Consider the following 12,192-nt stretch of genomic DNA (forward strand, 5'->3'; position numbering starts at 1 on the left):
TGAAACCCGGTTCCGAGCCCTGGGTTGTAGATGCCGCGCACATACATATGGGGCCACACATACGTACTGGTCGTCTCGGAAAGGCGGTAGCGGCCGAGTTCAACTCGACCGGCACGTGACCTCTGATCCGACTGACGCGGTTGCCCTAACGCCGGACAGCCCGATCACGTGCATCCCACCCGGAGCGCATCGTGACGACATACAGCCATCCGATGCCTTTCTACCCATCCTACAGCCCAACCACCACCCCGACCATTTTGCTCCCACAGATACGGCCGTCGTCGCCGTTTTTTGTTGGCTGATACAGCTACTCGAACAGCTCGTGACCGGCGTACTCTTCAATAGCACGCGGATGCAGGAATTGTACCAGGTCGACCATCTCTTGGGCTAACTCGCGGACTTCGATGTCGTTTCGATCCACTTTGACGTCTCTATGTAGGACACCCATCGATCGGCTGGGATCGTCTATCATATCATATCCTTCCAACTCACCAATATTTTCGGCAAGGAATCGGCGGAGCTCCTCGTGTTGGTTCGATTCTGCATCCCAGATGTTCACACGGAATCGTACCACACCCTCCTCTTCGATGAGCGGCTTCATCCCATATTTCAGTGGTTCCGGGTGATCTGGGTGATTCGAACCAGTGCCCATCCCCCGCTTTTCGGTCGCCCTCGCTATCTGTTCTTTATCTTCTATATGTAGGTCATCCTTCAATTGTGGGTAAATGTGGTCTCGTACGGCGATAATGAGATCAGAGTAGTCTTCGGCGTTGCTTGTGCTCGACACTGTACTGGTTGGCTCTTCACTCAGCGGCCGCCGGATGTTCTCGGTCAAGAGGAGTTCCATTTCACCCTCCGAGTAGACACTGTACTCGACACAGATCACGTCAATGTCGTGCTCTCGAAGAAAGTCGGCCATATTCAGTGAAACGTCGCGGAACTCCGTGCCCACCAAGATCAGCCGCTGGTTGTCGTTGAAATTATCTTCGTCGGCTGTGTCGTCCAAGCCGAAATACGTTCGATGTCGATCACGGAGTGTTAGATCACCATCAAGTGGCTGTTCTGGCCCGTACTCACGTACGAACTCGCGATACCGCTGGTTCAGCTGTTCATAATCTTCTTTCCGGATACCGCTGGCGTATTCAAGAGCTTGAGCGGCGATCTCGCGTGGGGCCCTCCCACGTTTGAGCTCGACGATTACGGTGTTCCCCTCCTCATCAAGGCCCAAGATGTCGAAGATACCGCCCTCGTCTGGGGTCCCCTGACGCCCGATATACATCACGTCAACACCACCGATCGTTGCCCCATCCGTGCGTATGAGCCGGTTTTCGAGGTTAGCCTCCTTGTCAAACTCTGACTCTGGGAGTCGTTTGAGATTCTCCTGTTCGACCATGTAGACTTCCATACACTGCGCGTCTAACTCCACACATATCAATCTAATTAACAAGTTGTTATTTTAGACCGGTCTATCAAGTTGCTTATATAACATACCCCAGACCGGCCAAAAATAGTCGGGTGATGGCACTGGTTGATGAGCGGAAAGTCGATGTCTTGGTCTATCTTCACGAGAACGGACCTGACACCGGATACTCAATCGTGGCGAGTGATGACGTTGAGTACACCAAGGGATACATCTACGATGTTCTTGGCGAGCTGGAAGACGAAGGGATGATCGAAGTTGCTGACCGCGAATCCAAAGGACGTAAACGGGTCACCTACCAGCTCACGGAGAATGGAACACTTCTGCTACGGGCACTTGATCGGGTCTCGTCCGAGGGGTGAGAGAACCCCACAGCTATAGACGGTCGTACAGAACGTTCGTGATCTTGCCTTCCAGCGGAAGTAGAATCCCCAGCGACTCCACATCGTCGTCGTCATACGACAGCTGAACCGCCTGGGCCACACGGTCGTGCATCGCCACCAATTGTTCTGTCTCGATCTCACGTAGGTCAGTGGGCATCTCGTCGCCGTAAACATTGGTCACTACCTCGTGCTCGCGATCGGTCAGCTCCATACTCACCCCTCTGATAGTGGTCGGAGATCTCGCCATCGGAAGTGTTCAGTCTCTCCGTTCTCGAACTCGACGCCGAACAGGTACGAGTCGCGCACGTCGCCGGTAACCGCGTCTGCGTCGTCCTCGATCAGATCGATAACCTCGCCCGTTCGGTCGTGATACAGCTCAAAGTCGGGATCACCTTTGTCCGGGATGTCGATGCGGACCCGATCACCGACCTCGAATCGTCTCATCGACGTAACCATCACAGGGTTGGTACCTGTTCGTTACGGTCCAGCCAACCGCTCGCCCATCTCACGAGCGCGTTCGTCTATCTCGTCCCGATGCTCGATTTCAGCCAGCGACACCCGACCCGCCATCTGTTCCCAGCCACACCGGTCGTTACATTCGTAGTAGACCTTCCAACTCGACGCTTCTTCCTTCGTGCCGTAGACCAGTGACGCACCGCAGTCAGGACATGTCGCCGTGTCGTGTTTCTTGAACGTAATCATTGCTCTCTCGGGTAGCTCCGGTCTTTCACGCGGACGCCAGCAAGTTGATGACTCCAGAACACGGCCTCGACGATCACTTCATCGGCACCTTCCGTACCAGGGTCAACCGCCTCTGGGCAACACTTCATGCACCAAGTCCGCCTCGGTGTCCAGCCACCTTTGTTGTACCAGGTGGCGTACATCGAGACCTTGTCGCCGTGCTGTATCCGACGATTGCACGAATCGCAGATATTCCCGCTACGGATACCGTTGAGCGATGCTGCGGGATCTGGGAGGGTCATTCGTCGTATCCCCCCAGTTCGATCCCGAGCGCATCAGCTGTGTTCTCGAAATTTTCCTCGCTCACTTTGATCGCGGTCTCGACATACTCCTCGCGCCCCATCTTCTCACCGAGGGATCGGAAGACCGGATACCATTTGCGGAACCACCACACCATGAGGCGGATGAACCGATCAAGCATCGGCACTCACCTGCTTGTACCACGTGTCGAGATCGGCTGCCCGAAGTGTCCACCCCTCCTCAGGCAGCTCGGCTACGACATCTCGCTTGAACCGCTGGTAGTGATCACAGGCGATCTCATCGTTAAACGCGTGTGCGAGCAACGCAATCGCGAGTTGTGCGGGGCCGCTTCCACCATAGCCCCACTCGAACCCGCTTCTCGAAGCCGACAGAAGATCGTGCCTGGAGTCGAGTGGCTCGCCGTCGACGCTGACAGTGCACTCTTCGCCAACCGGTGCAGTCGGGTCTCGATAGCCACGGTAGACTGTTTCCGCCGAATCGGTCGTTGCTGAAGGCCGTGGAGCGGTACTCTGGGTGCTCGGACCCTGGGTTTCAGCTCCGACATCCCGGCTCATCTCCCCGTCACCTCTCGAAGCCGTTCGACTGCGTCTTCGAGTTCAGTAGCCGTTTCGCCTAACTCATCAGCGGCCTGGATCAGTTCCTCGGCATCCTGCTGGATGTCGTCGGCCTGCTCGCTGAGTGATTCTTCGAGTGCATCGATGTCGACCTGTCCGACCTCTATCCTCACTCTACGAATGTGTTTACACTCCTCCACTTCCTCCCGGTACTGGAAATCGGGACAGGAGCAGGCAGGCTCTCGCAGGTCAACCGTGTATGCTGATCCAGATTGCGTTGTCACCTCGAAGAGCGCATCTCCCTCTTCGAAGACGGTCATGTGCTCGCGGGCAGCCCGAAGTGTCCGGGCGTCAACCTCGGGCTGGACTGACTCAGAGCTCACGCTTCGTTACCTCCGTTGTCGCGGACTGGAACCCAAACGGGCTCCTTCGAGGAGTATTTGAGCTGTCGCTCCAGATGTGCATCTTCGTCGACGAGGTCGATTGCCTGTTTGGCGGCCTCCAGAGTCAACGACCCCGACCGGAACGTATGGCCCCGTTCCAGTGTCGAGGGATCGGTAGTGAGCCGCACATCGACTACCGGTCCGAACGACCGTTGGTTGACGCAGCCCGCCCGACTTGAGAATGGTCCGCGTAGCGTGATTTGCTCGCCATCGACCATTCTAATGGTGAAACACCGTCCTGCGTAGCCACCATCGTTTCCTTCACCACTCCACGTGTAGTATTGAACAAATCCATCGTGGATCGCACAATAGATCCGGTCCTCGTGTTCAAACCGAAGTTCGTCTCGCGACGGGATTTCATCGACGACCACCTGAAGCCGTGGATCGTTTGCGACTTCCTCTTTCCAGTCGATACTGGCGTCCTCGATGATCACGCTTCGTCACCCCTGCACGAATCCGGTAGGTCGCGTTTCTGCAAGACCTCGACACCGCACAGGGTGCAGCGATAGAAGGATTCGAGGTACTCCACTTGTTCTGGATGTCCTCGGTGGGGGTCGGGATGCTGACCTGGAACCCATTCCGTCTTATCAATCACCAGATGCGAACCTATCTGCTCCGCATCCGGGTGTCTGTTCGACAGCGTTTCCACTCTGGAACTCGTATCTGACATTGCTTCCTGGTCTCCAAGGGAAGCCTACCGAGTCCGGTGTCCCATCACCGGCCTCAACTCCGGCACCGTTTGTCCAGAGCTGTGGCTCCTCGTGTAGGTTTCCCTATGTATTGATAGGATAGATGGTATATTAGTTATATCTATTCCAGCAGAAACTAACGGTAAATTAGGATGTTGAGACTCTACAAACGTCGCTGTTGGCAGTGTCCGGTCGGATCCGGATATGATCCACTGGCACTGTGCTCGGGCCGGTGCGGCTGTAGACAGGGGTCCGTTTGGGTGGCGAGCATCGAAGCGATCAATGTCATTAGCCGGATTGGAACTCTTCTTTAGTGAGGACCGTATCCGGATCATCGCGGAGGGGGAGCCCGAATCCCATTACGTGGTCGATCGCTGAGAATCCATCCTCGCCACCGAGACCGGGCGTTCTTTCCACCTTCTCCCAGAGGTACTTACCACCATCTGGTCTGATCAGGTTATAAAGTGCAGTCAATACGACCTCGGAAAATTTGTAGCAAGCCCACGCGTCGACATGGTAGATGTCAAGTTGGCAGTCATATCCGTAGTCCTCTTTGGTCGTTTGCATCCGTGCGAAAGCAAAGTTCCACTCCCCCTCATCGGTTAATTTTTTGTCCAACTCCTGCGTTCTCCGGGTGTATTCTTTGTCCCCGTCTGAATCGAACATCATAATCTCTTTCGTGAGTAGCCGAAGGTCATCGGGAGTGACTGGGATTACTCGGAACCCGTGTTTAAAGTCATTGAGTAGATTTTTCGTACCATCGGCATAGTTCAGAATCGCGTTACATACTCCGCGATGTAGCCATGGATCTTCGTGAAACTCCACCGATTGCGTCTCGTCGTCGATTGACGCGGGACAACCGAGCAATCCGATCGAAAGGGCCTCCAGCTCGTCGATAGTGTACTCTTCGTTGGTCATTATACTGGCCATCGTGTCTTCGTGCTCCAGCATGTTCTCGACCAGTGGGAATCCATCAGACTCCAGATTCTCAAGCACCGAGTTGATGTTGTTCCGGTAGGTTTCTTCTTTCACGACGAACCACGGCAAGTCTGGATTCCGAACTTTTGCCGCGAACACGTGGGTGTAAATGTCCGACAGTAACACCGCAGTATAGAGTGCCTCGAACCGATCCTGCTCGTTGAATGGGTTGATTTTTTGGACCCGATTTTGCCAATATTTGAAAGGATAGTTGTACTCCCATAGGAATTTGAAGGGTGATTGTATTTCCGAAGACATAGTGGTAGATTAGAGAGAAGGTCCTTAAACCTGCAGCCAAGAACGAGATCTTACAATGGTGACGCCCCACTTCTCATCGTCAGCCGGCTGCTGGCTCTGCAGGCCGACTTTCGAGATCGTCATGTCTATGGCGTCGGCCTGGTCGTCGTGCTCGTCCGGGAAGGACACTCACTCGTCGACGACGTGCAGCCACTCGGCTGGCTCTGCTCGACGGTCATCCATCGACGACACCCGTTGTTGCCGGCTGTAGAGCTGGCTGGCGACGAGATCACGTTCGACGGCCCAGTTGTCTGCGTCCTGATCGAACGCCGCCAGCACTTGGATCAGGCCGGTATCTACGTCGTCTGCGTCAATGACGAGTACGTGATCCGGATGGCCCAATTCGTCGCCGCCTTCAACGAACACTCTATAAGACTAATCGAAAAGTAGGAAGTTCCACTTTCACTCCGTGGGTTGTCGTTTTTATCAACGACATGGTAGTCAGTGGTGTTGGTTTTTGATGATTTCACCCCTTTGAGGTGGGGCTGAAACCAACGGGAAAAACATGAGCGCAGGAATGACCGAAGCGGACGAGGAGTATAGTCCTCCAGAACCACCCGACGGACTCGACAACGATCCGGACGAATATGACGAACTCAACGGATTCCACGACGCCATCTCGTCATCCAAAGGACGGCGCATACTCACGCTGGAATTGGCGCTCTCCCTGGCTGCGTTGGTTGTTCTCCCGTTTGGCATCTCGACCGTCCAAGAAGCCGTGTGGGCAGTGGGAGGGGCGCCGCTCGGCGCACTGGCAGTGCTCGTTGGAGGTGCGATTAGCATCTACGTCGTTACAGTCGTCCTCCACGAGCAGGTCCACCGCGTGGTCAACGAGTATTACGGATACGACGTTGAGATCCGGTATGGCTTCCCGATCTCGTACGCGCTCGTAACGGAGCAGTGGATCGCCCGCGAGCACAACTTGGTGGCTCTCGTCACGCCGTTACTCGTCATCTCTCCGACGAGCTACGCGCTCTGCATCACGGTGTCGAGCCCGGCGCTGACAGTGATCTTCGGCTATGTATTCTTCATCAACACGGCGGCGTCATGTAGTGATCTCTACGCCTTCAGTGGTCTCGGGTCGCGTCCCAAGGGCTCGATGGGATGGATCGCAGACACGAATGACGGCATTCGTTCATTCATATACGAACCGTCCTCTTGACGGTTCTCATACCGCCGTCTCTTTTGGCATGGTCCGGTCAGGCCATCCAACTACGACCCCGACGTCACCATCGAATCCAACCACCGACCGCGTCCAAGCTTTCATAATAACTGACTCGAACATCCCAGTAGGCGATGGATCTTCCCGAGCTGCCCTACGACAACGTTCACAAGTTTCTGGCTACGATCGGGTTCGTCCTTGTCTTGACGGCAATCGCTATAGAGCCTGTATACCTCGAAAACCAAGAGATATTTTCAATCGGTGCCACTGCACTGATACTCGGGCTACTGGGTTGGGGTATTGAAAGGGTATATATCCCGCCGTTACAGGAACTCGACAGGAAACCCAGTCTCAGTCATGGTGAGAAACAGTGGGGAAGAAGGTGGAGCAATAGGTTGCGTTGGTTCCGGTTCCTCGCACCGGTGTTGTTTCTGTTGGTAACTGCGGCTATTATCGTGCTGTGAGATGACGCAGCTGTTGGCAGTGGCGCGTGTGCCGTAACCCGTTCTCTCACATTGCTTCCGGCAGAGGTTGTTAACCAGGATTCTGACGTTCACAACTGGTTAAGCACTCGACCCATCAGATGGGCGGTTACCGTCAAGATATTTATATTACCGTGGCCACACTGAATCTGGGATTACCAGAGGTCTTAGGGGTGCAAGATCTACAACCTATACATTAGTTGTGAAATCTGCATCCCTGAGCCGTCTTGCGGTTTTATCTATCAGGTATTGGAACATTTGCGTGCGGGTTTTTCTCTGATAAGCCGACATTTTTCCATTCCTTCTTGGCGTACCGACCGTCTCCGCGCTCGTCTTCGACATAGCCGTGTTTCCGGAGTACCTTGAGCGCCTCGTCTACGCTTCGCTTTTTGACACTGACGCTGTCGATGATCTCGTCCTTCGTTGCCGACCCCCTCTCTTCCAGGGCACGGGCAACCTCCTGCACAGACCTCGACCATCGCTTCGGGTTCTCCTCGACGACGGTTCGAGGAATCCAGTCAGGGATGTTTGCGGTGTAGACGTAGATGTCTGCGCCCGGTATCTCCTCCGTCCGACCGACTCGGAAGATCGCCTGGGCGACCTCATTGTGGACGAGATGGCGGTAGTATTTGTCTCCGACCTTGCCGTAGCTCTTGTCGATGCCCGGTTCGCCGTTGCTCTCAACAGCGTACCCGTCGAGGGCGGCCAGACGCTGGATCTCTCGGTCGCCCGGATGAAGCGAACCGAGAACCGCGAGGAGCGTCTCGTCTTCGAGCTCGGAGTGCGAGCGCACTTTTCCGAGGTGGAGTTCCTTGTTCGAGACGTAGCGGCCGTTGATGATGCTCTGCTTCGCCTCGTTACTGGTGATCGTCGGTAGCATCCGGTCGTGCTCGTTCTTGATTTCCCAGAGGATGCCGTTGAACACGTCACGGTTCAGATTCTTCGCTTTTGCCGCCGACACCGTCCGGTCGGGTGTCAGCTGGACGATGTTGTAGTCCAAGACGTGCTCGATGAACTCGGCCCGCTCGTTGAGCGTCATAAATTCGTGGTACTCCAGGTCGAGACCGAGGCGGTTGCACCAGATCTCCGGCGTGGGCGTCCCATCCATGGCGATCGTCGCCCACGCACTGGCCAGCGGCTCGGGCGGGGTACGAACGATGATCGATGGATCTGTCGTGTCGGTGCCCTCGTCGTACAGCAGCGTCTTACTCGCGAGCTCCGTTCGACGCATGTTGAGGCTGCCGTCGTCGGCGACGGGCTCGCCGTTGAGCACCGCAATCGCGAGCAGCGGGGCGTCGGCCCGTCCCCCTTGATCCGAGTAGCCAACATTCGGATCGGTCAGATCTACCTGTTCGTGGATCTCCGCGATCCATTCGGCTCGCTGGTCGTCGTCCGCGGCGATCAGGTCGTCGATCGAGGTCGCCCCGTCGAGATCCACGTGGTGCTCCAGGAGGACATTGATCGCTCGCGTGTACGCGTCCTGCTCAACCGTGTATTCGAACGCGCCGCCAGCGTCCTCGTCGAAGATCGTGACTCGTTCCTCGATGTATCGCTCGACGTTGCCGTGGATCGGGTGGCCGATCAGCAGGTCGACGTTATCGATCTCGAAGTCGCAGGCGACGGCGTACGGGCATTTGCCCTCGTGCTGGCAAGGCATGGCGTCGTCGAGGCGTTTGTGCATGTAGCTCGGCGTGATCTGGTTACTGTGGAGCATCTCGACCAGTTGGGACCACGTTTCCTCGCGGTACGGGATCTCGACGTCGTCGTGCTCGCCGGCTGCGGTCGGACAAACCTCGAAAAACTGCGGTAACATCTTGATCCGGTCGGAGTCCTGCCCCTCCTCGATCGCGTAGTCCTTGACCTGCTCACGGGTGTCTGTCTCGTTGGTGAGCACGGTGACCGGCCTGTCGACCGAGGGATCGGCGGCCAGCTTCCCAGCCGAATACGTCTTGCCCAGCATCATCAACACGGGGACCAAGTGGTAGCCGCCGTTAGTAGCGCAAGAGCGGATCAGATCGTACGTCTGTTCGCGTCTCTTTTCAAGCCCCGATTTAGACGACGCTGCGCTACCAGACTTGCTTGCCATCGACATTACAGCCTGTCGATCTTCCGTTCGATCAAGTCGCCGGACCCGTGCTCGTACTCCCGAGTATCAGCCTCCAAGCTGACGATGCTGTATGCCGCATCGCGGTGCCTGAACAAGGCCTGTGGATTTCCGTCGTTCTTTTCCAACACCTGCCCCAGGCTTATCACTTCGTCATCCGACATCACTGATCACCCAACTCGTCAAGTTTTCTTTTTAACTCTATCCGATCCTCAATCAGTTGATGGACAAAGACTGAAAAAACAAAATCATGAGAGGCAATAAAATCGTCGTGCTCATCACTGACACTAACCGACGTGCGGATAAGTTTGTGATCCTCGGTTGATCGATCTGTTTCGGTTGGTAGCTCTCGATTATTTTCAATTACCTCATCGATGGCGGTTTGTACCAACCCACTCAGGGTGAAAGCTTCGTCTTTTACGAAGCGATGATGGTCTTCACGTATGCGGACCTGTCTCGTTGGCATTCTGTACATAAAACTATGTACCACAGGTACATAAGATCTTCTGTTTTTTGATACATGAGTAAAGTCATTGATCGGCGCTCGTATCGGCTGTTCGCTGGACGATCCACTCGGCGATTCCCTGGGGGAGGTTTCGGCCATCCTCCCTCATATCCCTTTGAATCGCTTCTGTGGTGTCCTCTGGGTCTCTGGTTTCGAGGTAAGTTTCAGCATATTTGGATGCGAATCGAATGGTTCGTTGAAGCGGGGTCCATTCCTGCATCGGTTCGCTGGGCTCTGGTCCATTATTTAGGAAGCGTTGGTACCCTCGTAGGTGGTCAAACAGAAGTCTACGACTGCTCTTGACCCACCATTCATCTCCAGTGGCTCGGGCGAAATCGTGGAGGCAGGCATATTGAAACGCGACATGGTCTGATTGATTCATCTGGTACAGTGCTCCGTCGTCGCTCGGGTCATGTGGCATGTTTGATGTCACCTCTTTTTGCCCCGTCATGCGTCGCAAGATACAAGCCCCGAGCGTGCTAAAACACGAACGAGGCGTCCACTTGGAGCAGCGGGCCTCAAATTGAGATCCAGCGGCCGATTTCCTGCTACAAGTTCCGGCCGTTGGTTTTGTACTGCTACTGAGTAGCTACCTCCGAGTAGTGTTCGAGCATCTTATCAAGAAGTTGATTATATGTTTCTCCACCTGATTTTTGGGCTCGCAGCCGATCTCTCACGTTTGGATCCAGCTTGATACTGGTTCGATTTCGGGTCATTGTACCAGGCTTCATATATATCTACACCCCGGGGGATATATACCAGTTTTCCGTGATGAAGGTCACTGGCCGTTCCTGCTGCACGAAGTATGAAAACTGTGTATCCTGTCCTCCATGAAGCAACTAAACTGGCTGACGGCGTTTGATAGCCGGTGTCAACCCCCCGATACAGGGTTCCGACATTTCAGGCTCGGATTCACGACGAGAGAGCACACTGCCAACAGGACCAATGGTACGAACTGCGCGAATCCACCGACATAGAAATCAGCGGTCAACTGGGATTTCGACCAGGGGGTGGGCCGAGGCTTCTATCGTCGGGTGGGTGGGGGTGAAACAGACGGAGAGGGGGTGCTACCCTGATTTGAATTAGCTGGCTTCATTGAAAAGGTGCCTGGGAGTGCCCAGACATCCAGTTTCAGCGTGTTTAGGGGCGACGAACGAGGGGGGCTACTTCATCATGTCTCCACCCTCTCCGGCTCTACGATGAGTGGACCGCTGGAAGCTTAGTTAGTTCTCGTCGTCAAATTCATCCAGCGTGTCCATAGTGTCGAACTCGCACCGCCATGGATCGTCTTCGGCCGTTGGCTCCAGCGCATGCTCGATCTCCTCTTCGCTAAATGCTACCTCTGGTTCCCTGTAGCTGTACTCCGGTCGATCGTACTCTAACACTCGCCGCCGAAATTTCTTCCCGAGTACAGTGTCCTCGTGTGGTCCAATACGCGCGCCATGCAGACGGAAATGAGGCCAGCCACGACCTTTTCCCGCTCCAGGATACGTATGTTTGTCGACAGTCACGAAACCAATTTCTCCATCTGGGTCCAGTTCCTCTTCAGACACTGGTGGCTCGTATAGTGGTTCGTGGTCATCATCCTGTTTCACTCGTGCTCGGTCGACCATCGTGTTCGAGAAGTAGCCGTTGGCATGGGTGGTTTCTCGACTCGGCTGAGCCCGAGCACAGACGAGTGCGGCGGCAATAGCGCAGAGACGGCGTGCCCATCCGTTGTCCTCCCACCTGTTTTTCGCGAGTTCTTCATACCGCAGGACGTGTTCGGTAGCTTCGTTCCCTGCGACCAAATCCTCGACACACACGAGGATCGCACGAGACCAATAGTGACTTTCGTACTTTGGACCAGAGCGAACGAGTTCCCACGCCGCGAAGGCCGCAGTTTCATCGTCCGACCGACGCACCGCCTTCTGGAACAGGCTTGACATCACGTCCCGTCGATAGCCGCCCTTTGTCTCGTACCAAGGCATCTCCTCGTTGAAGTCATTCAATTCCTGCTCGTCCTCGTCATCCTCGTTGTCGACTGGATTACCGTGCAAATCCGTTTGCTGTCGCTCTTCATCGTTCTCCTTAGCCATAGGGTATTACCCATATGAATATTGTAGTTGAAAGATTGTAAATACATCTATTACCTGACTATTCTGACGATAGTTGTGGTTCAGAATCGCCGACA

17 protein-coding genes are annotated in these 12,192 nt (G+C 55.0%); 4 read left to right on the forward strand and 13 right to left on the reverse strand.

The features are described 5' to 3' along the window. Positions 1–307: 307 nt before the first annotated feature. Positions 308–1,405 carry a hypothetical protein gene (locus EA472_RS17480; protein ID WP_124192801.1) on the reverse strand — a complete coding sequence of 366 codons (1,098 nt, stop codon included), beginning with the start codon at positions 1,403–1,405 and terminating at the stop codon, positions 308–310. A gap of 113 nt (positions 1,406–1,518) precedes the next feature. On the opposite strand from EA472_RS17480, the gene EA472_RS17485 reads away from it, so the two are divergent. Then, positions 1,519–1,782 (forward strand): helix-turn-helix transcriptional regulator, encoded by a 264-nt coding sequence (locus EA472_RS17485; protein WP_124192802.1) that lies wholly within the window; start codon positions 1,519–1,521, stop codon positions 1,780–1,782. 13 nt (positions 1,783–1,795) lie between these two features. Here the strand turns inward: EA472_RS17485 and EA472_RS17490 are convergent, their stop codons facing one another. The 8 genes from EA472_RS17490 to EA472_RS17530 form a co-directional block, all read right to left on the reverse strand. Then, positions 1,796–2,014, reverse strand: coding sequence for a hypothetical protein (locus EA472_RS17490; protein WP_124192803.1), 219 nt, complete (start codon positions 2,012–2,014; stop codon positions 1,796–1,798). A 2-nt stretch (positions 2,015–2,016) separates the two neighbouring features. After that, positions 2,017–2,247, reverse strand: coding sequence for a hypothetical protein (locus tag EA472_RS17495; protein WP_124192804.1), 231 nt, complete (start codon positions 2,245–2,247; stop codon positions 2,017–2,019). Between the two features lie 33 nt (positions 2,248–2,280). Beyond that, a complete protein-coding gene (locus EA472_RS17500; protein ID WP_124192805.1) occupies positions 2,281–2,505 on the reverse strand; it encodes a hypothetical protein in 225 nt (74 codons plus the stop codon). A 277-nt stretch (positions 2,506–2,782) separates the two neighbouring features. Further along, positions 2,783–2,965 (reverse strand): hypothetical protein, encoded by a 183-nt coding sequence (locus EA472_RS17510; RefSeq protein ID WP_165874935.1) that lies wholly within the window; start codon positions 2,963–2,965, stop codon positions 2,783–2,785. Further along, a complete protein-coding gene (locus EA472_RS17515) occupies positions 2,958–3,359 on the reverse strand; it encodes a DUF6166 domain-containing protein (protein ID WP_124192808.1) in 402 nt (133 codons plus the stop codon). Before EA472_RS17515 ends, EA472_RS17510 begins: the two co-directional genes overlap by 8 nt. Continuing rightward, positions 3,356–3,742 carry an SWIM zinc finger family protein gene (locus EA472_RS17520; RefSeq protein ID WP_124192809.1) on the reverse strand — a complete coding sequence of 129 codons (387 nt, stop codon included), beginning with the start codon at positions 3,740–3,742 and terminating at the stop codon, positions 3,356–3,358. Before EA472_RS17520 ends, EA472_RS17515 begins: the two co-directional genes overlap by 4 nt. After that, the gene (locus tag EA472_RS17525; RefSeq protein WP_124192810.1) at positions 3,739–4,236 is read right to left on the reverse strand and encodes a hypothetical protein; all 498 of its coding nucleotides are present in this window, start codon (positions 4,234–4,236) and stop codon (positions 3,739–3,741) included. The genes EA472_RS17520 and EA472_RS17525 overlap by 4 nt, the downstream gene beginning before the upstream one ends. Before the next feature lie 543 nt (positions 4,237–4,779). Further along, positions 4,780–5,727 (reverse strand): hypothetical protein, encoded by a 948-nt coding sequence (locus EA472_RS17530; protein WP_124192811.1) that lies wholly within the window; start codon positions 5,725–5,727, stop codon positions 4,780–4,782. Between the two features lie 147 nt (positions 5,728–5,874). On the opposite strand from EA472_RS17530, the gene EA472_RS17535 reads away from it, so the two are divergent. From EA472_RS17535 to EA472_RS17545, 3 genes are all read left to right on the forward strand, one after another. Continuing rightward, a complete protein-coding gene (locus tag EA472_RS17535) occupies positions 5,875–6,156 on the forward strand; it encodes a hypothetical protein (protein WP_124192812.1) in 282 nt (93 codons plus the stop codon). A 115-nt stretch (positions 6,157–6,271) separates the two neighbouring features. Beyond that, positions 6,272–6,928 carry a DUF3267 domain-containing protein gene (locus tag EA472_RS17540; RefSeq protein WP_124192813.1) on the forward strand — a complete coding sequence of 219 codons (657 nt, stop codon included), beginning with the start codon at positions 6,272–6,274 and terminating at the stop codon, positions 6,926–6,928. Positions 6,929–7,062: 134 nt separating this feature from the next. Then, the gene (locus tag EA472_RS17545; protein ID WP_124192814.1) at positions 7,063–7,392 is read left to right on the forward strand and encodes a hypothetical protein; all 330 of its coding nucleotides are present in this window, start codon (positions 7,063–7,065) and stop codon (positions 7,390–7,392) included. A 253-nt stretch (positions 7,393–7,645) separates the two neighbouring features. On the opposite strand, the gene EA472_RS17550 is transcribed toward EA472_RS17545, so the two are convergent. The 4 genes from EA472_RS17550 to EA472_RS17560 form a co-directional block, all read right to left on the reverse strand. After that, a complete protein-coding gene (locus EA472_RS17550; protein WP_124192815.1) occupies positions 7,646–9,502 on the reverse strand; it encodes a hypothetical protein in 1,857 nt (618 codons plus the stop codon). Then, positions 9,502–9,678, reverse strand: coding sequence for a hypothetical protein (locus EA472_RS22625; protein ID WP_165874936.1), 177 nt, complete (start codon positions 9,676–9,678; stop codon positions 9,502–9,504). Before EA472_RS22625 ends, EA472_RS17550 begins: the two co-directional genes overlap by 1 nt. Beyond that, complete coding sequence (locus tag EA472_RS17555; protein ID WP_165874937.1) at positions 9,678–10,118, reverse strand: hypothetical protein; 441 nt, start codon at positions 10,116–10,118, stop codon at positions 9,678–9,680. Before EA472_RS17555 ends, EA472_RS22625 begins: the two co-directional genes overlap by 1 nt. Before the next feature lie 1,124 nt (positions 10,119–11,242). Further along, complete coding sequence (locus EA472_RS17560; RefSeq protein ID WP_124192817.1) at positions 11,243–12,097, reverse strand: hypothetical protein; 855 nt, start codon at positions 12,095–12,097, stop codon at positions 11,243–11,245. Positions 12,098–12,192 lie beyond the last annotated feature (95 nt).

It is taken from the genome of Natrarchaeobius oligotrophus, from assembly GCF_003841465.1.
GTDB lineage: Archaea > Halobacteriota > Halobacteria > Halobacteriales > Natrialbaceae > Natrarchaeobius > Natrarchaeobius oligotrophus.

Coding starts and splice junctions, on each gene's coding strand:
- EA472_RS17490 (WP_124192803.1), bottom strand. CDS start 2,014: ATGGAGCTGACCGATCGCGAGCACGAGGTAGTGACCAATGTTTACGGC.
- EA472_RS17485 (WP_124192802.1), top strand. CDS start 1,519: ATGGCACTGGTTGATGAGCGGAAAGTCGATGTCTTGGTCTATCTTCAC.
- EA472_RS17500 (WP_124192805.1), bottom strand. CDS start 2,505: ATGATTACGTTCAAGAAACACGACACGGCGACATGTCCTGACTGCGGT.
- EA472_RS17560 (WP_124192817.1), bottom strand. CDS start 12,097: ATGGCTAAGGAGAACGATGAAGAGCGACAGCAAACGGATTTGCACGGT.
- EA472_RS17550 (WP_124192815.1), bottom strand. CDS start 9,502: ATGTCGATGGCAAGCAAGTCTGGTAGCGCAGCGTCGTCTAAATCGGGG.
- EA472_RS17495 (WP_124192804.1), bottom strand. CDS start 2,247: ATGAGACGATTCGAGGTCGGTGATCGGGTCCGCATCGACATCCCGGAC.
- EA472_RS17530 (WP_124192811.1), bottom strand. CDS start 5,727: ATGTCTTCGGAAATACAATCACCCTTCAAATTCCTATGGGAGTACAAC.
- EA472_RS17480 (WP_124192801.1), bottom strand. CDS start 1,405: ATGGAAGTCTACATGGTCGAACAGGAGAATCTCAAACGACTCCCAGAG.
- EA472_RS17545 (WP_124192814.1), top strand. CDS start 7,063: ATGGATCTTCCCGAGCTGCCCTACGACAACGTTCACAAGTTTCTGGCT.
- EA472_RS17515 (WP_124192808.1), bottom strand. CDS start 3,359: ATGAGCCGGGATGTCGGAGCTGAAACCCAGGGTCCGAGCACCCAGAGT.
- EA472_RS17510 (WP_165874935.1), bottom strand. CDS start 2,965: ATGCTTGATCGGTTCATCCGCCTCATGGTGTGGTGGTTCCGCAAATGG.
- EA472_RS17555 (WP_165874937.1), bottom strand. CDS start 10,118: ATGGCCGAAACCTCCCCCAGGGAATCGCCGAGTGGATCGTCCAGCGAA.
- EA472_RS17540 (WP_124192813.1), top strand. CDS start 6,272: ATGAGCGCAGGAATGACCGAAGCGGACGAGGAGTATAGTCCTCCAGAA.
- EA472_RS22625 (WP_165874936.1), bottom strand. CDS start 9,678: ATGTCGGATGACGAAGTGATAAGCCTGGGGCAGGTGTTGGAAAAGAAC.